The 18,678-nt window shown below is 68.5% G+C and carries 16 protein-coding genes, 1 pseudogene and 1 riboswitch; of the genes and pseudogenes, 13 read left to right on the top strand and 4 right to left on the bottom strand.

Features of this window, described 5'->3' with window-relative positions:
* The first annotated feature begins 127 nt into the window (after window positions 1–127).
* A riboswitch (cobalamin riboswitch) is annotated at window positions 128–325 on the top strand.
* A 35-nt stretch (window positions 326–360) separates the two neighbouring features.
* The 7 genes from L2I41_RS14580 (at window position 361) to cobJ (ending at window position 9,466) form a co-directional block, all read left to right on the top strand.
* Window positions 361–771, top strand: a complete 411-nt coding sequence (locus L2I41_RS14580) for a DUF1636 family protein (protein ID WP_237154303.1) — start codon at window positions 361–363, stop codon at window positions 769–771.
* Window positions 772–776: 5 nt separating this feature from the next.
* On the top strand, window positions 777–1,811 hold the full coding sequence (cobW, locus tag L2I41_RS14575; RefSeq protein WP_237154302.1) for a cobalamin biosynthesis protein CobW: 1,035 nt from the start codon (window positions 777–779) through the stop codon (window positions 1,809–1,811).
* 879 nt (window positions 1,812–2,690) lie between these two features.
* The gene (cobN, locus tag L2I41_RS14570) at window positions 2,691–6,008 is read left to right on the top strand and encodes a cobaltochelatase subunit CobN (RefSeq protein ID WP_237154301.1); all 3,318 of its coding nucleotides are present in this window, start codon (window positions 2,691–2,693) and stop codon (window positions 6,006–6,008) included.
* A complete protein-coding gene (gene cobG / locus L2I41_RS14565; protein ID WP_237154300.1) occupies window positions 6,005–7,282 on the top strand; it encodes a precorrin-3B synthase in 1,278 nt (425 codons plus the stop codon). The genes cobN and cobG overlap by 4 nt, the downstream gene beginning before the upstream one ends.
* Complete coding sequence (locus L2I41_RS14560) at window positions 7,279–7,917, top strand: precorrin-8X methylmutase (RefSeq protein ID WP_237154299.1); 639 nt, start codon at window positions 7,279–7,281, stop codon at window positions 7,915–7,917. Before cobG ends, L2I41_RS14560 begins: the two co-directional genes overlap by 4 nt.
* Window positions 7,914–8,657: a precorrin-2 C(20)-methyltransferase gene (locus tag L2I41_RS14555; RefSeq protein WP_237154298.1), complete on the top strand. Its 744-nt coding sequence runs from the start codon at window positions 7,914–7,916 to the stop codon at window positions 8,655–8,657. The genes L2I41_RS14560 and L2I41_RS14555 overlap by 4 nt, the downstream gene beginning before the upstream one ends.
* A complete protein-coding gene (gene cobJ, locus L2I41_RS14550) occupies window positions 8,654–9,466 on the top strand; it encodes a precorrin-3B C(17)-methyltransferase (protein WP_237154297.1) in 813 nt (270 codons plus the stop codon). Before L2I41_RS14555 ends, cobJ begins: the two co-directional genes overlap by 4 nt.
* Here the strand turns inward: cobJ and L2I41_RS14545 are convergent.
* Entirely contained in the window at window positions 9,430–10,191 is a 762-nt protein-coding gene (locus L2I41_RS14545; protein ID WP_237154296.1) for a cobalt-precorrin-6A reductase, read from the bottom strand. The two genes, cobJ and L2I41_RS14545, sit on opposite strands and share 37 nt — an antisense overlap.
* Before the next feature lie 26 nt (window positions 10,192–10,217).
* Here L2I41_RS14545 and cbiE point away from each other — a divergent pair, with 26 nt between their 5' ends.
* The 3 genes and pseudogenes from cbiE to cobM all read left to right on the top strand — a co-directional run bounded on the left by cbiE (window position 10,218) and on the right by cobM (window position 12,589).
* Window positions 10,218–11,432, top strand: coding sequence for a precorrin-6y C5,15-methyltransferase (decarboxylating) subunit CbiE (gene cbiE / locus L2I41_RS14540; protein ID WP_237154295.1), 1,215 nt, complete (start codon window positions 10,218–10,220; stop codon window positions 11,430–11,432).
* Window positions 11,429–11,788 (top strand): annotated as a pseudogene (locus L2I41_RS14535) (cobalamin biosynthesis protein); the annotation flags it as partial. The gene cbiE and the pseudogene L2I41_RS14535, both read left to right, overlap by 4 nt.
* 24 nt (window positions 11,789–11,812) lie before the next feature.
* Complete coding sequence (gene cobM, locus L2I41_RS14530; protein ID WP_237154394.1) at window positions 11,813–12,589, top strand: precorrin-4 C(11)-methyltransferase; 777 nt, start codon at window positions 11,813–11,815, stop codon at window positions 12,587–12,589.
* On the opposite strand, the gene L2I41_RS14525 is transcribed toward cobM, so the two are convergent.
* The 3 genes from L2I41_RS14525 to L2I41_RS14515 all read right to left on the bottom strand — a co-directional run bounded on the left by L2I41_RS14525 (window position 12,590) and on the right by L2I41_RS14515 (window position 14,972).
* Window positions 12,590–13,711 (bottom strand): cobalt-precorrin-5B (C(1))-methyltransferase, encoded by a 1,122-nt coding sequence (locus L2I41_RS14525; protein ID WP_237154294.1) that lies wholly within the window; start codon window positions 13,709–13,711, stop codon window positions 12,590–12,592.
* Window positions 13,712–13,767: 56 nt separating this feature from the next.
* Entirely contained in the window at window positions 13,768–14,199 is a 432-nt protein-coding gene (locus tag L2I41_RS14520; RefSeq protein WP_237154293.1) for a DUF1284 domain-containing protein, read from the bottom strand.
* Window positions 14,200–14,411: 212 nt separating this feature from the next.
* Window positions 14,412–14,972: a GcrA family cell cycle regulator gene (locus L2I41_RS14515; RefSeq protein ID WP_237154292.1), complete on the bottom strand. Its 561-nt coding sequence runs from the start codon at window positions 14,970–14,972 to the stop codon at window positions 14,412–14,414.
* A gap of 475 nt (window positions 14,973–15,447) precedes the next feature.
* Between L2I41_RS14515 and L2I41_RS14510 the strand changes: the two genes are divergently transcribed.
* The 3 genes from L2I41_RS14510 to L2I41_RS14500 are packed head-to-tail and all read left to right on the top strand — an operon-like array spanning window position 15,448 to window position 18,601.
* On the top strand, window positions 15,448–16,668 hold the full coding sequence (locus L2I41_RS14510; RefSeq protein ID WP_237154291.1) for an aspartate aminotransferase family protein: 1,221 nt from the start codon (window positions 15,448–15,450) through the stop codon (window positions 16,666–16,668).
* A gap of 14 nt (window positions 16,669–16,682) precedes the next feature.
* The gene (gene argF / locus L2I41_RS14505; protein WP_237154290.1) at window positions 16,683–17,618 is read left to right on the top strand and encodes an ornithine carbamoyltransferase; all 936 of its coding nucleotides are present in this window, start codon (window positions 16,683–16,685) and stop codon (window positions 17,616–17,618) included.
* Window positions 17,618–18,601, top strand: a complete 984-nt coding sequence (locus L2I41_RS14500) for an Hsp33 family molecular chaperone (RefSeq protein WP_237154289.1) — start codon at window positions 17,618–17,620, stop codon at window positions 18,599–18,601. The genes argF and L2I41_RS14500 overlap by 1 nt, the downstream gene beginning before the upstream one ends.
* The last annotated feature ends 77 nt before the right edge of the window (window positions 18,602–18,678 follow it).

The following is an 18,678-nucleotide window of genomic DNA, read 5'->3' as shown; positions in this document are numbered from 1 at the left end:
GCCCAATCCGCGAATCGGTCGCGAAGATCCTTCCCGTTCCATCATAAATGCGGCGGTTTAAGGGGGCCTAAAGGCATGGCGCCCCGCTGCGCGTTGGTCGTTGTTGACAAGCCCCCCCGAGGGGCGCATCAGTGAAACTGCATTGGGTTCCCCCCGCATGGGGGGTGAAAAGGGAATGCGGTGAGACCTTCGGGCCGATGCCGCAGCTGCCCCCGCAACTGTAAACGGATAGCCGCATGCCATTTTGCCACTGGTCGACGACCGGGAAGGCGGCAGACGGCAGCAACCCGTGAGCCAGGAGACCTGCCCGCTGCCATATGTCCGCGATAGCCGCCGGTGGGGCGGGAAAGGATGCCGATCGTGCCTGAAGATGTGGCCCTCACGGGCCCTGCACCCAATGTTTTACCTCCCGTCACCTTGCATGTGTGCGTCACCTGCCGTGCGGCCGAGACGGCGGCGGATGCGCCTGCCGATGACCTGCGCCCCGGTCGCCGCCTCTACGAAGGGCTGGTGAGCCGCGCCGAGGGGATCTCCGTCGTCCCCGTCGAATGCCTCGGCGTCTGTCGCCGTCCGGCCAGCGTCGCCCTGTCGGCGCCCGGCCACTGGACCTATGTGCTGGGCGACGCCGCGCCCGACGATCCCGACGGCCTGCTCGGCGCGGCCCGTCTTTATGCAGCCGCGCCGCAGGGCATCGTGCCCTGGCGCGACCGCCCCGCTCTCCTCAAGAAGGGCATCGTCGCCCGCATTCCCCCGATTTCCCAGCCGGAGTGAACTCCTTGAACGCTTTCTCCAAGGTGCCCGTCACCATCGTCACCGGCTTCCTCGGCGCCGGCAAGACCACGCTGATCCGCCATGTGCTGGAAAATGCCGGCGGCCGCCGCCTGGCGCTGATCATCAACGAATTCGGTGACGTCGGTGTCGACGGCGACATCCTGCGCTCCTGCGGCATCGACAGCTGCCCCGAAGACAATATCGTCGAACTGGCCAACGGCTGCCTGTGCTGCACCGTCGCCGACGATTTCCTCCCCGCCATCGAGGCGCTGCTCGCCCGCGCCGACCGGCCTGACCATATCATCGTCGAGACCTCCGGCCTTGCCCTGCCCAAGCCGCTGGTCAAGGCCTTCGACTGGCCGGACGTCAAGGCCAGGCTCACCGTCGACGGCGTCATCGCCGTGGTGGATGGTGCCGCCGTCGCCGCCGGCCGCTTTGCCGACGATCCCGAGGCAGTGCTGGCCCAGCGCGCCGACGACGCTTCCATCGATCACGACAATCCGCTGGAAGAGGTCTACGAGGACCAGCTGCTCTGTGCCGATCTCGTGGTGCTAAACAAGGCCGATCTCCTCTCCCCGGCGGACCTCGCCGAGGTGCGCGCCTCCATCGCCGCCAGCCTGCCGCGCGCCGTCAAGACGGTGACCGTGCACGAGGGCCAGGTGGACGCCGCCCTGCTGCTCGGCCTCTCGGCCGCCGCCGAGGACGATCTTGCCAACCGGCCATCCCATCACGACGCCGAGGGCGAGCATGACCACGACGATTTCGACAGCTTTGCCGTCGACGTCGGCGCCACCGCCGCCCCGGATCTGCTGCTCGCCCGCCTGAAGGCGGTGACCGAGGCGCATGACATCCTGCGCATCAAGGGCTTCGTCGAGGTGACCGGCAAGCCCATGCGCCTGCTGGTGCAGGGGGTGGGCGCGCGCTTCCGCTCGAGCTTCGATCGTCCCTGGAAGGCCGGCGAACCCCGCGCCTCCCGTCTGGTGGTGATCGGCGAAAAGGGCATTGACCGCGCCGCCATCACGGCGGCGCTGGCCGGCTGATCCTCCCAATCTCAAGGCACGTCCGCCATGCACATTCTCGCCGAACAGATCCGCTCGCTGGACGACACCGTCCAGGCGGTGGACCTCGGCCAGAGCCCGGCGGACGTGATCTTCCTCTCCTTCTCCGACAGCGACCTCGGCCTGATGGCCGCGGTTTACGCGGAGCTTGCGGAAGAGGCGGCCCCGCCTCAGTCCCCTCCGCCATTGGGTGCGGATGTTGGCGGTGTGCCTGGTGAAGGCACACCCAGCAGCTCCGTTGACTCTGCGATCCAGCCAGTCCCTAGGCCGAACCATTCTCCAGTCAGCACTCCCTTCCAACCCGCGTCCCCTCCCCCCTTGTGGGGGAGGGACAGGGAGAGGGGTAACGCCCTCCCAACAGCCGCATCGCCGGACCAGGACACACTCCACGCCGCCTCACCGACATACGCCCCGGCACCGGACGATGGCGGAGCGGCACCCCTCTCCCTGTCCCTCTCCCACAAGGGGAGAGGGGACGCGGTTGGGGGCGGTGTGACCGGTGAAGCGACGTCCGACCGGGACCAGGCCGACATCGCAGCAGGCTCCAGCCCCCATCCAGCCAGCACCACGCTCCAACCCGAGTCCCCTCTCCCCTTGCGGGAGAGGGACAGGGAGAGGGGTGACGACCTTCCCGCTGCCACCCCGTTCAACGACAAGGCAATCCAGTCCCAACCCGACATCCTGTCAGACGTTGGTGGAAACCTACCCCTCTCCCTGTCCCTCTCCCGCAGGGGGAGAGGGGACGCTGTTGTTGGCGGTGTGCCCAGTGAAACGGTGTCCAACCGGGACCAGGCCGACATCGCAGCAGGCTCCAGCCCCCATCCAGCCAGCACCACGCTCCAACCCGAGTCCCCTCTCCCCTTGTGGGAGAGGGACAGGGAGAGGGGTGACGACCTTCCTGCTGCCACCCCGTTCGACGACAAGGCAATCCAGTCCCAACCCGACACCCTGTCAGAAGTTGGCGGAACCCTACCCCCCACCCTCCGTCTCGCCAATCTCGCGGCACTGCGCCACCCCTATGCGGTCGATCTCTATCTGGAGAAGACAGCGGCGCATGCGCGCGTCATCATCGTGCGGCTGCTCGGCGGCATGGACTACTGGCGCTATGGCGTCGATGAACTCTCGATGCTGGCCAGGGCGCGAGGCATTGCGCTTGCCTTCATCCCCGGCGACGATCGGCCCGACGCCAGGCTGACCGAAGCGTCCACGGTGCCGCCGGACGATCTTGGAAGGCTCGAAGCCCTGTTTGCCGAGGGCGGGCCGGACAATATCCGCAAGGTCTATCGCTGGATCGACCGCCGTCTCGCCGGCGATGCGACAGCCCAGCCACAGGGCGACTTAACCGCGACATCCCAGCCCGCCTGCGGGCGCCTGGCGCGACCAAAGCGTGACATTGGCGCCGCCGCGACACCGCGCTATCGGGCACTCGTCGTTTTCTACCGTTCGTTGCTAAATGCCGGCGACATTGCCCCGATCCACGCCCTCTGCGACGGCCTGGAGGCGCGCGGCTTCGAGGTGGTGCCGCTCTCTGTCACCAGCCTCAAGGATCGGACGATCGCCACGGACTTGTCGCGTGAAATCAGGGACTTCGCGCCAGATGTCATCCTGACCACCACCGCCTTCTCCGCCCGTCTGGATGCCGGCGGTACTCTGCTGGACGCTGCCGGCGTGCCGGTGATCCAGGTGCCGATGGCCGCCACCTTTGCCGCTGCCCGGGCCGGCAACAGGCGCGGCCTCACCGCCACCGATCTTGCCATGAACATCGTCCTGCCCGAGGTGGACGGGCGGATTTCCGCGCCGGCGATCTCCTTCAAGGCCGAGGATCGGCGCAGCCAAGCCCTTGAATTCACGCGTGTTGTCCATGCGCCCGACGCAAGCGGCATTGCGGCGGCAAGCGAGCTTGCCTGGCGCTGGGCCCGGCTCGGCGCCAAGCCGAGGGCGGAGCGAACCGTCGCTCTCGTCCTCTCCAATTATCCCGCCAAGGGCGGACGCACCGCCTATGCAGTCGGCCTCGACGGTCCGGCCTCCATTGTCACCATCGCCGACGACCTCAGGTTGAGCGGCTATGCCGTTCCGGCCCTGCCGCCGCCGGCACAGCTGATCGCGGCGCTCGAAGACAAATCCGCCCGCATTTGCGTCGATCTTGCTGACTATCTTGACCTTTTTTCGTCTCTCCCCGGCGCGCTCCGCCAGGCTATAATTGAGGCCTGGAGCGATCCTGCCGGCGATCCGGATTTTTGCAACGGCGCCTTCCATCTCCCGGCGCTGATCGCTGGCCGCCTGATCGTCGCCGTGCAGCCCGACCGGGGACGGTTCGACAGTCGCGCCGCCGATCATCACGACGCCAACCTGCCACCGCGCCATGCCTACGTCGCCTTTTATCTGTGGCTGCGTGAGCGGGCGGGGATAGACGCGATGATCCACCTGGGCGCCCACGGCACGCTCGAGTGGCTGCCCGGAAATTCCGTCGCCCTTTCAGAGACTTGCGCCCCGCTCGCCCTGACGCGCGGTGTCCCCGTCGTCTATCCCTTCATTGTCAACAATCCCGGCGAGGCCGCCCAGGCCAAGCGGCGGATTTCCGCGGTCTGCCTCGGCCATCTCACCCCGCCGCTCCAGCGCGCCGGCACCCATGGCGACCTCACCGAGCTGGAAGCGCTGGTCGATGAATTCTCCGCCGCCCAGTCGCTCGATCCGCGGCGGGCGAAGCTGCTGGCCGACGCCATTCTCGACAAGGCGGACGTGCTTGGCATTGCCGAGGAAGCCGGTCTCAGCGCCGATCTTGATCGCCCCGAGAAGCTCGCCAGGCTCGACGCCTGGATCTGCGACGTCAAGGACATGCGCATTGCTGACGGCCTGCATGTCTATGGTCGTCCGCCTGAAAAAGCCCGGATTTCCGCCCATCTCGCCGCCCTTGGCAGTGACGATGCGAGCCTTGGCGAGGCGCTCGCCACCTCTGCCGCGTCGGAGCGGTCCGGCCTGATCGCAGCCCTCGACGGCCGCTTCGTGCCCCCCGGTCCCGCTGGCGCGCCGGGGCCGCAGCGTCGCGACGTGCTGCCCACCGGGCGCAACCTCTATGCCCTTGATCCCAGGGCGATTCCCACCCGTACCGCCTGGGAGATCGGCTCCCGCACCGCCGAGGACGTGGTGGCGCGCTATGTGCAGGATCACGGCGACTGGCCGCGCTCCATCGTGCTCGACGCCTGGGCCAGCGCCTCCATGCGCACGGGGGGCGACGACCTGGCCCAGGCGCTCGCTCTCCTCGGCGTCCGTCCGGTCTGGGACGCCGCCACCGCCCGCGTCTCCGGCTACGAGATCCTGGCGCCGGCCCGGCTCGGCCGGCCGCGCATCGACGTCACCTTGCGGATCTCAGGGCTTTTCCGGGATATTTTCGAAAGTCAGATCAACCTCTTCAACAGCGCCGTTGCGGCTGTCGCTGCGCTCGACGAGCCCGAGGACGTCAACCCGCTGGCCGGCCATGCGCCCGGTCCGCGCGTCTTTGGCGCCGCGCCCGGCAGCTTCGGCAGTGGCGTCAACGCCGCCTTCGACAGCGGCGAAACCGACCGCGACCGGCTGGGCGAGCGCTATCTTGCGGCCTCCTCGCATGCCTATGGCGCTGAGGCCGATGCGCCGGCGCTCGAGGAATTCTCCAACCGGATCAAGGGCGCCAGCGCCTTCGTGCATGTGCAGGATCTCGACGGCCAGGACCTTCTCTCGGGCGACGCCTTCGTCGGCCACGAGGGCGGCTTTGCCGCCGCCGCCGCCGCCCTTGGTGCCCGGCCGACGCTTTATCATGTCGACGCGACGTCGCCGGAGCGGACCCGTGTCCGCACGCTCACCGAGGAAGTCTCCCGCGTCGTCCGGGCGCGCGCCGCCAACCCGCGCTGGATCCACGGACAGATGCGGCATGGCCACCGCGGGGCGGCGGAAATCTGCGAAACCGTCGCCAATCTCTGCGCCTTTTCAGCCACCTCTGACGCGGTTGGTACGCGTCAGTTCGATCTGTTGTTCGACGCCACCTTCGGCGATGATCAGGTGCGGGATTTCCTGCTGTCCGCCAACCGCGAGGCTGCCCGCGCCGCGATCGCCCATCTCAATCGGGCGCTGACCGACGGACGCTGGCAGAGCCGCCGCAACTCCGTGCTGGGGCGGCTCGCCGAGACCGAGGAGAGACTGGCATGAACGACGCGCATGTTCCGTTCCACGTCAAGGGCTGGTGCCCCGGAGCGCTCGCACCCATGCCGACCGGCGATGGATTGCTGGTTCGCATTCGGGCGACCGGCGGGCGGCTCAGCCCCCTCCAGGGCCAGGCAATCGCCTCGTTGTCCCGGCGTTTCGGCAATGGGATCATCGACTTGAGCCAGCGCGCCAATCTGCAGCTGCGCGGCGTGCAGGAACACCAGCTCAGCGAATTGCATTTCGAATTGCGCGCCCTCTGGCTGCTCGACACCGACCCGTCCGTGGAGGCGATCCGCAATGTGGTGGCCTCTCCGCTCTCCGGGCTGGATCCGCAAGCGGAGATCGACGGCACGCTGATCGACGGCGCCCTGGAAGCGGCACTGGTGGCCGATCCCGAGCTCAGGGCCCTGCCGGGCAAGTTCGGCTTCTCGGTCGATGACGGCGGACGGATCGGCCTGCAGGACGTCTCCGTCGACGTGCGCCTGATCGGCTGGCAGGGGCGGGTGATCATCGCGCTATCAGGCGAGGCCGACCAGGCGGCCATTGTCGATCTCCAGGATGCCGTGCCGGCAGCGGTTGCCGTTGCGCGCACCTTCCTCCGGCTTGCGGCCAGCATCACCCCGCCGGCCCGGCGCATGCGCACGCTGGTGGCGGCCATCGGGGCTGAACGCATTCTCACCGAAGCTGGCTTCGACCAGCTGTTTCCCGCCGACGAACTGCCACCGCGGCGCACCCATGCCAGCGAGCTGATCGGCGCCTTTCCGGCTTTCGTCGGCGTTGCCGCTCCCTTCGGGCGCCTCACCGCCGACCAGATGGAACTCCTCGCCGACGTGGCCATGCTCGATCTCAGGCTGACGCCCTGGCGGCTGGTCCTGCTGCCCGGCGCATCGGCCGAAGATCTCGAGCGGTTGCGCCAGGGCGGACTGATCGTCGAGCCCGCCGACCCGCGCCTCGGCATCACCGCCTGCCCGGGCCTGCCCTCCTGCTCGTCGGCCGAGGTGGATACCCGCCTTGCCGCCGAACGCCTCGCCCGGCTCAGCCCGCCGGTTCAGGCGGAAAACTGGCTGCATCTATCGGGCTGCGGCAAGGGCTGCGCGTCCATGGCCGAGCATCCGGTGACGCTGGTCGGGCGACGCGGACGCTTTGACCTAATTGTCGATGGACGGCCAGACGGCAAAGTCTTAAGGCATGACCTGACATTGGCCGAGGTGGAGGACATGCTGTCCTCGGAGACAACATTTGACGACATCACGGCCCTGGAGACGCTTGATCGATGAGTGAGACGGACCGGACTTCCTATATCCGCGACGGAGCGGACATCTATCGCCGGTCCTTTGCCATCATCCGGTCCGAGGCCGATCTTGTCCGCTTTGCGCCCGAGGAAGAGAAGGTGGCGGTGCGGATCATCCACGCCTGCGGCATGGTGGAGGCGGCGGCCGACATCCATTTCGCCCCCGGCGCGGTCAGGGCTGCCAAGGCGGCGCTTGCCGCCGGCGCGCCTATCCTGTGCGACGCCAAGATGGTGGCCAACGGCGTCACCCGCGCCCGCCTTCCCGCCGGCAACGAGGTGATCTGTACGCTCGACGACCCGCGCGTTCCCGACCTCGCCAAGGCGATCGGCAACACCCGCACCGCCGCGGCCATGGAGCTCTGGCGCGAGCGGATCGGCGGCTCGGTCGTCGCCATCGGCAACGCACCGACGGCACTGTTCCGCCTGTTCGAGCTGCTCGACGAGGGCGTGCCACCGCCGGCCGCCGTGATCGGCATGCCCGTCGGCTTCGTCGGTGCCGCCGAATCCAAGGAAGCGCTGATCGCCGACAATCGCGTGCCCTGGCTGGTGGTGCGCGGCCGCAAGGGCGGCAGTGCCATGGCCGCCGCCACCGTCAATGCTTTGGCGAGCGAAGCGGAATGACGAACCTTTCCCCCAAGACGGGCACGCTGCATGGGGTCGGCGTCGGCCCCGGCGATCCCGAATTGATGACGGTCAAGGCGGCGCGGCTGATCGCGACGGCGCCGGTGCTCGCCTATTTCGCCAAGAAGGGCCGGCGCGGCAACGCGCGCGCCATCATCGATCCGCAGGTGCGGCCGGGCACGCTCGAAGTACCGCTCTACTATCCGCTCACCACCGAGATGAGCTTTGCCGATCCGCTCTATGTGCGCGAGGTCGGCGGCTTCTATGCGGAGGCCGCGGCCGAACTGGCGGTCCATCTGGAGGCGGGGCGCGACGTGGTGCTGGTGGCCGAGGGCGATCCGATGTTCTACGGCTCGTTCATGCACCTGTTCATCCGCCTGAAGGACCGCTTCCCGGTGGAGGTGACGCCGGGCGTGACCGGCATGGCCGGCTGCTGGGCGGCGGCGCAACAGCCGATGACCTGGGGCGACGACATCCTGACCGTGCTGCCCGGCACGCTGGACGAGGCCGCCCTCACCGAGCGGCTGGCGGCCACCGACGCGGCGGTGATCATGAAGCTCGGCAGCAATTATCCCAAGGTGCGCAGGGCCATCGCCCGCGCCGGCCTTCTCGCCCGCGCGCTTTATGTGGAGCGCGGCACCATGGCCGGCGAGAGCGTCGAGCGGCTCGCCGACAAGACGGACGAGACCGCGCCCTATTTCTCGCTGATCCTCATTCCCGGCGAAGGACGGCGGCCATGAGCGGAGCGATCGAAGAAGGCAAGGGCAAAGCAATCGAGGCAGGCAGGAGCGGGGCGATCCTCGTCGTCGGGCTCGGCCCCGGACCGGACTGCTGGGTGACGCCGGAAGTGTCCGAGGCGCTCGCCCGTGCCACGGATCTCGTCGGCTACATTCCCTATGTCAACCGCTGTCCGGTGCTCGAGGGACAGGTACGGCACGCCTCCGACAACCGCGTGGAGCTCGACCGGGCCCGGCTTGCCATCGATCTGTGCCGGCAAGGCCGGACGGTGGCTGTGGTCTCGGGCGGCGATCCCGGCGTCTTCGCCATGGCGGCGGCGCTGATGGAGGCGCTCGACGCCGACCCGGCCGCGCGCGATCTCGACGTCACCGTCATGCCCGGCGTCTCCGCCATGCAAGCGGCGGCCGCCCGGCTGGGAGCGCCGCTCGGCCATGATTTCTGCGCCATCTCGCTGTCGGACAATCTCAAGCCCTGGGATCTGGTGGCTCGCCGATTGACCGCCGCCGCTCAGGGTGACTTCGTCATCGCCCTCTACAATCCCGCCTCCAAGGCGCGCCCGACGCGCATCTTCGAGGCCTTCGATCTCCTGCGATCGCTCAAGTCCGCGGAGACGCCGGTGGCCTTTGCCCGTGCCGTCGGGCGACCGGATGAGGCCATCGTGCTGACGACGCTCGGCGCAGCCGATCCCGGTGTTGTCGACATGGCGACGCTGGTGCTGATCGGCTCGTCCGAAACGCGGCTGGTAGAGCGGCCCGGGGCTACGCGGCCCTGGCTCTATACGCCGCGTTCGGCGACGAGCACCGCGTCATGAGCGTCGACGGCGCCCATCAGCAGGTCGAGATCGTGGAACACCGGCAGATTGCCGTCCTGCGGCGGCTCCACCAGGATCACCGGCAGGCCGAGCGAGCGCGCAGCCGCGATCTTGCCATAGGTGGCCAAGCCGCCCGAATTCTTGGTGACGACAACGTCGACGGCCTCGCGCTGCATCAGGCGGATCTCGCCGTCGGTCTCGAAGGGGCCGCGTTCGAGGATCAGCTTGTGGTCGGGCAGCGTCACGCCCTCTGGCGGATCGATGGTGCGGATGAGATAATGATGCTGCGGCGCCGCGTCGAAGGCGGAGAGCCCGAGCCGGCCCACCGTCAGCAGCACGCGGCGCGGCGCCTCGCCGATGGCGAGCGCGGCCTGTTCGAGCGATCCGACCGTCGTCCAGCGGTCGCCGGCAACGGCGGTCCAGGGCGCGCGGGTGTAGCGCAGCACCGGAATGCCGACCGCACGGCCCGCCTGGAGGGCATTGCGGGAGATCTGGGCGGCGAAGGGATGGGTAGCGTCGACCAGAAGGTCGATGGCTTCGTCATTGAGATAGTCGATGAGGCCGGGCACCCCGCCGAAGCCGCCGATCCGCGTGCGCAGCGCCTGTGGCGCGGGTTCGCGGGTCCGGCCGGCCAGCGACAGGCAGGCCCAGATGTCGCCCCGCACCGCCAGCCGTCCGGCGAGACGGGTGGCTTCGGTGGTGCCGCCGAGTACAAGTATGCGCATCGTCTCAACCTTGCAGGAGACCGATCGTGACCGCGCCCCATCCCTGGCTTACCCTGGTCGGCATCGGCGAGGACGGCCTCGACGGCCTCAGTCCTGCGGCAAGCCGCGCCGTCGCGCAAGCTGAAATCCTGTTCGGCGGCCGCCGTCACCTCGATCTGGTGCGCGCGCCGGTCGACAAGCGGCGTCCCTGGCCGTCGCCGCTGACCGACGCCTTCCCCGAAATCGAGGCGCGGCGCGGTCGGCCGACGGTCGTTCTGGCAAGCGGCGATCCCTTCTTCCATGGCGTCGGCTCGCTGATTGCCGGCTTCATCGACCCTTGCGAGATCCTTGCCTATCCCGCCCCCTCGGCCTATGCGCTCGCCGCCGCCCGCCTCGGCTGGGCGGGCCAGGATTGCGTGCGCGTAACGCTGCACGGCCGGGCGCTCGAGCGCATCCTGCCGCATTGCCAGCCGGGGGCCTGTCTGATCGCCCTGTCCTGGGACGGCTCGACGCCGCAGAAGCTGGCGGCGCTGTTGACGGCCCGCGGCTTCGGCCGCTCCGTGCTCACCGTCCTCGAAGCCATGGGCGGGCCGCGCGAACGCGTCCGCGCGACGCTGGCGCAGGACTTTGCATTCGGGGAAGTCGACCCGCTCAACACCATCGCCGTCGAGGTGGTCGCCGACGTGGAAGCGCGCATCCTGCCTCTGACGGGCGGGCTGCCCGACGACTGGTTCGAGCATGACGGCCAGATCAGCAAGCGCGAGGTGAGGGTGCTCACCCTGTCGGCGCTGGCGCCGCGGCGGGGCGACTTTCTCTGGGACGTCGGCGCCGGTTCAGGGTCGGTGGCCATCGAATGGATGCTGGCCGATCCCACCTGCCACGCGGTGGCGATCGAGGAGAATGCCGCCCGCGCCGCGCGCATCGCCCGCAATGCCGCCTGGTTCGGCGTGCCGGACCTGCGCATCCTCGAAGCCCGCGCGCCCTCAGGCTTTGACAGTCTGCCACCGCCCGACGCCATCTTCATCGGCGGCGGGGCCGGCGATCCGGATGTGCTGGAGAGCTGCATTCACCGGCTGAAGGCCGGCGGCCGTCTGGTCGTCAATGCGGTGACGCTGGAGACGCAGGGCGACGTGCTGGCGGCGCAGGGCCTGATGGGCGGCGAAGTCCGGCAGCTCTCGGTGTCCCGGCTTGAGAAGATCGGCGGCTTTCACGCGCTGAAGCCGGCGCTGCCCATCGTCCAGTGGATCTGGGAAAAGCCATGAGCGGCGGGAGGGGCAAACTTGTCTTCGGCCTCGGCTGCCGGGCCGGGGCTGCGGCGGACGACGTGCTGGCCTTGATCGCCAGGGCGGTTGCCACTGTCGGTCCCCCGGACGCTCTGGCGACACTCGCCGACAAGGCAGGCGAGACCGGTCTCAAGGCCGCTGCGGCGCAGCTCGGCGTGCCGCTGATCGCCCTGCCCCGTGCCGCGCTGGCCGCCGAGACCACGCGCGTCGAGACGCCGTCGGACGCCGCATTGCGCCATCTGGGCCTGCCATCGGTTGCCGAGGCCGCCGCGCTGGCGGCGCTTGGCCCCCGCAGCCGCCTCATCCTGCCCCGTATCGACAATGGCGCCGTCACGCTGGCCGCCGCCCGGGAGATCTCCATGACCGTTCATTTCATCGGCGCCGGCCCTGGCGCCGCCGATCTCATCACCCTGCGTGGTCGCGACCTGATCGCCCGCTCTCCGGTCTGCCTCTATGCCGGCTCGCTGGTGCCGGAGGCGCTGCTCAGCCATTGCCCTCCGGGCGCCCGCATCGTCGACACGGCGCCGCTGTCGCTTGAGGAGATCGAAGCGGAATTCGTCCGGGCCTTCGCCGCAGGCGAAGACGTGGCGCGGCTTCACTCGGGCGATCTGTCCGTCTGGAGCGCGCTCGGCGAACAGACCCGCGTGCTCGACCGGCTCGGTATTCCCTATACGGTGACGCCGGGCGTGCCGTCCTTTGCGGCGGCCGCCGCGCTGCTCAAGCGCGAGCTGACGCTGCCGGAAATCGGCCAGTCGGTGGTGCTGACGCGCACCTCGGGACGCGCTTCCTCAATGCCCGAGCGCGAGACGCTCGCTGCCTTCGCCGCCACCGGCGCGACGCTCGCCGTGCATCTTTCCATCCACGTGCTCGACAAGGTGGTGGCCGAGCTCACGCCCTTCTATGGCGTCGATTGCCCGGTAGCCGTGGTCTATCGCGCCAGCTGGCCGGACGAGCGGGTGATCACCGGCACGCTTGCCGGCATCGAGGCGGCGGTTGCCGCCGACCGGCCCGAGCGCACGGCGCTGATCCTGGTGGGGCCGGTGCTGGCAGCTGAGGACTTCCGCGCCAGCGCGCTTTATTCCGTCGATTACCAGCGGCGCTTCCGCGGTCGCGACCGCCGCGCCGGCGACGATTGATCACGCCGAGCGAAAGCCCGTGGTGGCGAGGATCCCGCCGCTTCGATCGAACAGGGCGACTTCGAGCTGGACCGGTGCGCCCCTGAGCGTGGCGGCGGCGGTCTGCCAGCCGCGCTCGGCGACGGCGGCGGCAATGGCAACGCCGGCGTCACGACAGATGTCCAGCACCTCGAGCGCCGTATTGGCGGCCCCGATGGCGCCGCATGTACCGGCGTCGGCACCAAGCGCCGCCGCCAAGCCGGCCAGGAAGGCGTGGTCGACGGCGCCGCGCTTGGAGTGGACGTCCAGCATGCCCTGGGCGAGCTTGACGCCCTTGGCAAAGCCGCAGGCGACGGTGACGCGCGGGACGGGGTTGAGGCGGATATATTTCAGCATGCCGCCAATGAAATCGCCCATGTCGATGAGTTGCACCTCATCAAGCCCATGCAGCACCTGCACGGCCTGTTCCGAGGTGTTGCCCGTCGCGCCCGCCACCTGTTCGAAGCCCATGGCGCGGGCGACGTCGATGCCGCGGTGGATGGCGTGGATCCAGGCGGCGCAGGAATAGGGCACGACGATGCCGGTGGTTCCCAGCACCGACAGTCCGCCGACGATGCCGAGGCGGCCGTTGAGCGTGCGTTGTGCCAGGCGTTCGCCATCGGCGATGGAGATCTCCACCACCACGTCCTCGGGACCGCCGATCACAGCGCGGGCCTCGGCAAGCGCCGTGGCGATCATCTGCCGGGGGACCGGATTGATGGCCGGTTCGCCGACGGCAAGCGGCAGGCCGGGGCGGGTCACGGTGCCGACACCGGGTCCGGCGCGAAAGCTCAGGCCACGGCCGGGTTCGCCGACCGAGACGCGGGCGAGGACCAGCGCACCATGGGTGACATCGGGATCGTCGCCGGCGTCCTTGACCACGCCGGCGCGCGCCCAGCCGTCGCCTGTTTCGGTGACGGCGAGCGCGAAGGCCGGCCTTTCACCGCCCGGCAAGGTCACGGTGACGGGGTCGGGGAAGGCGCCGGTGATCCAGGCTTCATAGGCCGCGCGCGTGGCAGCGGTCGCGCAGGTCCCCGTGGTCCAGCCGCGCCGCAGCGCCGGCGCGCCCTCGCCTTCGGTGGTATCTGTCAACGGCTCGCTCATGGCCCCAAAGAGCGCATTTGCAACGCGTCAGTCAATGACCCTGCCGATTTCAAACTCTAGAGCCTGGCCTGATCGAAGGCGGTGCCGGCGATTTCCGTGCAGAGCGCGTCCCATTCGCAGCCACGGCAAGCCGCGCGCAGCGAGCCGTCGGTGAAGGCGCGGCGCAGCGCGGCGATGCGGTGGCTGTCGAGCTGCAGCACGTCGCCCACGCTCAGCGGACCGTCGAGGCAGGCGCCGACCGCTTCCAGCGCCTTGGCGTCGCGCTCGAAGGTGGAGGCATTGCCGCAGTGGGCTTCGGCATCTTCAAGGCAGAGCGGTTCGCACAGATCATCCGGTCCGGTGACGATCCGCAGCAGCGCGCCACGGCCGATGGCGGCAACCACCTCGTCCATGCGCTGCACGAAGGCCGGCGAATAACCGACGCCCTTGTAGGTGAGGATGCAAAGGAGATGATGCCCCCGAAGACTGATCTCGGTTGCCAGCGTCATGGCGTCGTCCGTTCCAGAAACGAACCGGGCCGCGTGGGCCGGTCCTTATGTTTTCGTTGTGACCTGACTATGCCATCGCAGTTTTCGATTGGCATGCGAATGAATACGCAGACCGCGGCAACCCGGATCTGCGCTGAGTGCATGCGCGCCTTTCAAAACGACAACGGCGGCCCGAGGGCCGCCGTCGAAAGGACTTTATGGGATCGCCGTTCTCAGCCGGCAGCGCGACGGTCACGTTCGCGGCGACGCTCGGTCGACGGCTGATAGGCGATGCGCGCATGGAAGGCGCAATAGGGAATGCCAACGTCCGACTTGCGGCCGCAGAAGAAGAAATCGGGCTTGCCCGGATCGCCAACCGGCCACTTGCAGGTGGACTCGGTGAGATTGAGGATGGTCACGCGCTCGAAAGTCGGCGGCTCGATCTCGGTGACGCGCGCCGGAAGCAGCGCCTCTTCGGCCATGGAGTCGGCCTTCAGCGCCGTGGCGCCGATGCTGACCGGACGGGCGGTTGCCTGCGTCACGCGGCCGGAGGGCTGCGACTGCACGGCGGCGCGGGCCGGTGCGGCCTTCACCCTCTGCCCGGTGGCGGGAGCGGCGGTCGGACGCGAGGGTTGAACCTGCGGCTTGGCACGACCGGACAGACCGAGACGGTGCACCTTGCCGATGACAGCGTTGCGGGTCACGGCCCCGAGTTCCGCCGCGATCTGGCTTGCGCTCAAGCCTTCCGACCACAGCGTCTTCAGCCTCTCGACGCGCTCATCGGTCCAGGACATTTTGCTTACCCTCTCAGTTGCCGCGTCACCTGCGGAATCCCATGAGGCACGCCCGATCCATCATCTGGTTCGGAAACGCCAAATGCATCCGCGAATGTCTCGCTGGGTGACACCGCCACGAGATCTCGTGGTGGCCAAGGTCAAACTACAATACCAGTTGACTCGCACGCAACGCTCGGCGACTCACCAACTGTGCCCAAAATGACTTTTCCCCAAATATCGTGGCGAGGATTTGACCGTCCTGCCAATTGATCGGGGGAAGCTTCACAAAGCCTCAGCCCCGCCGCGTTTGTGGCGCCTTTCCCCGCAAAAACGTTGACAGAGCGCCGCTTTTCCGGTGTATAGAGCGCCCATGAGGCCGCGCCGCCGATAAAAGGGGGCGCGGCCTGAATTTTTCTGCCGGTCCGCGTGGCTAGAATGCGGTCGGCAAGAGCCCTGACCCCTCATCGACCCCAGCAAAAGAAGGACCTCAGTCATGACTGCCTCCGGCTCCACCTCTCCGCTCTACGCGACTTTCGCCCGCGCGGATGTGGCGTTCGAGCGAGGCGAGGGCTGCTGGCTGATCGACACGCGAGGAGAGCGCTGGCTCGACTTCGGCTCCGGCATTGCCGTCAACGCCCTCGGCCACGCCCATCCGCATCTGGTCGAGGCGCTGAAGGCGCAGGCCGAGAAGGTCTGGCATGTGTGCAACGCCTTCCGCATTCCCGAGCAGGAACAGCTGGGCGCGCGGCTCGTCGCGGCATCCTTTGCCGACCGGGTGTTCTTCACCAACTCCGGCGCCGAGGCGCTCGAATGCGCCATCAAGACGGCGCGGCGCTATCATTTCGGCAAGGGCCATCCGGAGCGCTTCCGCGTCATCACCTTCGAGGGCGCCTTCCATGGCCGCACGCTGGCGACCATCGCCGCCGGTGGCCAGGCCAAGTATCTCGAGGGCTTCGGCCCGAAGGTCGAAGGCTTCGACCAGGTGCCCTTCGGCGATCTCGACGCGCTGAAGGCGGCGATCGTCCCGGAGACGGCAGCCATCCTGCTCGAGCCCGTGCAGGGCGAGGGCGGCGTGCGTCCCTTCGATCCCGCCTTCCTCAAGGCCGTGCGCGCGCTCTGCGACGAGCAGGACCTGATGCTGATCTTCGACGAGGTGCAGACCGGCATCGGCCGTTCGGGCCATCTCTATGCCTATGAAGGAACCGGCGTGACGCCCGATATCCTCGCCTCGGCCAAGGGTCTCGGCGGCGGGTTCCCGGTCGGCGCCTGCCTTGCCACGGAAAGGGCCTCGGCCGCCATGACGGCGGGCGTGCATGGCACCACCTTCGGCGGCAATCCGCTCGCCATGGCGGTCGGCAATGCCGTGCTTGACGTGATCCTCGCCGACGGCTTCCTTGACCGCGTCAAGGCGGCCAGCCTGCGCCTCAAGCAGGCGCTCGGCCAGGTGATCGATCATCACCCGACCGTGTTTGCCGAAGTGCGTGGCGAGGGCCTGCTGCTCGGGCTCAAGTGCCTGAAGCCGTTGCCCGAGGTGGCCGCCGCCTTCCGCGGCCAGCATCTGCTGACCATTGGCGCCGGTGACAATGTCATGCGCCTGCTGCCGCCCCTCATCGTCTCGGATGAAGAGATCCAGGATGCCGTCCGCCGGATCGACCGCGCTGCCGCTCAACTCGAAGCCGCCGCGACCGACACCGCCCCCAAGAAGACGGCCTGATCCAGAGGTTCACCATGACTGCCCATAGCACACCCAAGCATTTTCTCGACCTGACCGAAGTGTCCAGCGCCGATCTGAGACGCATCCTCGACCGTGCCGGCGCCATCAAGGCGGCCCTCAAGGCGGGCGATCGGGACTTCCGCCCGCTGGCCGGCAAGATCCTCGCCATGATCTTCGAGCGGCCGTCCACCCGCACGCGCGTGTCCTTCGACGTGGGCATGCGCCAGCTTGGCGGCGAGACGCTGATGCTGACCGGCGCCGAAATGCAGATCGGCCGCGGCGAGACCATTGCCGACACGGCGCGCGTGATGTCGCGTTTCGTCGACGCCATCATGATCCGCATTCTCGATGTCACCGCCCTGCATGAGCTGGCCGAGAATGCCACGGTGCCGGTGATCAACGGCCTCACACGCGGCTCGCATCCCTGCCAGATCATGGCCGACCTGATGACCTTCGAGGAGCATCGCGGTCCCGTGAAGGGCCGGACGCTGGCCTGGACCGGTGACGGCAACAATGTTCTGAACTCCCTGGTGCATGGCGCCGCGCGCTTCGGCTATGCCATGCGCATCGCCACGCCCAAGGAATTCCCCGCCGCCACCGGCCCGATCGAATGGGCGCGCGCCAACGGTGCCACCGTCGAGGTCACCAACGACCCTTACGAGGCGGTGGACGGCGTTGACGCCGTGATCACCGACACCTGGGTGTCCATGGGGGACGAGGAAGGCGAACGTCGGCGGCACAACATCCTGGCGCCCTATCAGGTCAACGACCGCCTGATGGCCGCCGCCGCCAAGGACGCGGTGTTCATGCACTGCCTGCCGGCCCATCGCGGCGAGGAAGTCACGTCCTCGGTGATGGACGGCCCGCAGTCCATCGTCTTCGATGAGGCGGAAAACCGCCTGCATGCCCAGAAGGGCATCCTTGCCTGGTGCCTGGGAGCGCTTGATTGATGGCAGAGACCTTGCTCGAGGCTGGCGACGACACTGTCCTGCCCTTTGCCGTCGAGGCACTGGATGCGCGCGGTCGCGTGGTGCGCCTCGGCCCGGCGGTGGACGCAATCCTGCATCGCCACGACTATCCGCCGTCCGTCTCGCGCCTGCTCGGCGAAGCGGTGGCGCTGGCTGCCCTGCTGGCAACGTCGATGAAGTTCGACGGCCGCTTCATCCTGCAGACCCAGTCGGACGGCCCCGTGCACATGCTGGTGGTCGATTACGAAGCGCCGGACCGCATCCGCGCCTGCGCCCGCTTCGACCGCGAGGCGGTCACCGCCAGCGTCGCTGCCGGGCGTGACCGGCCCGAGCATCTGCTCGGCACCGGCCATCTCGCCATGACGGTCGACCAGGGGCCGCACATGAGCCGCTATCAGGGGGTCGTGCCGCTGGACGGCCGGTCGCTCGAGGATGCGGCGCATCAATATTTCACCCAGTCCGAGCAGATCCCGACGCGCGTGCGCCTCGCGGTCTCGGAAGTGCTGACGCGCGAACCCGGCCAGGAGCTGAAGCGCCTGTGGCGCGCCGGCGGCATTCTGGTGCAGTTCCTGCCGGAGGCGCCCGAGCGCATGCGGCAGACGGACCTGCATCCGGGCGATGCCCCCGAGGGGATCGAGGCGCATGTGCTCGACGAGGACGACGCCTGGGCGGAAGCGCACAGCCTCGTCGACACCGTCGAGGACGACGAGCTGACCGATCCGCGTCTTGCGGCGTCCGAGCTGCTCTATCGCCTGTTCCACGAACGCGGCGTGCGCGTCTACGATCCGCAGGGCTTGCGGGAACAGTGCCGCTGCTCGCGCGAAACGGTGGCCGGCATGATCGCCAGCTTCTCGCCCGAGGAGCGCCGCGACATGGTGGAGAACGGCCGCGTCGGCGTCACCTGCGAGTTCTGCTCGACCCATTACGATTTCGACCCGGCCGAGTTCGCCGATCAGGCCGACTGAGCGCCGCGCGGGTCACTGAACACAAAAGGGCGGTCTCTGAGGGGCCGCCCTTTTGCTTTCCGCACGGTGCAGTCGCC

The sequence above is a fragment of the Oryzibacter oryziterrae genome (assembly GCF_021864535.1).
GTDB classification, from domain to species: domain Bacteria; phylum Pseudomonadota; class Alphaproteobacteria; order Rhizobiales; family Pleomorphomonadaceae; genus Pleomorphomonas; species Pleomorphomonas oryziterrae.
Note: the sequence above shows the minus strand (reverse complement) of the source record. Positions and strands in the feature narration are given on the sequence as shown.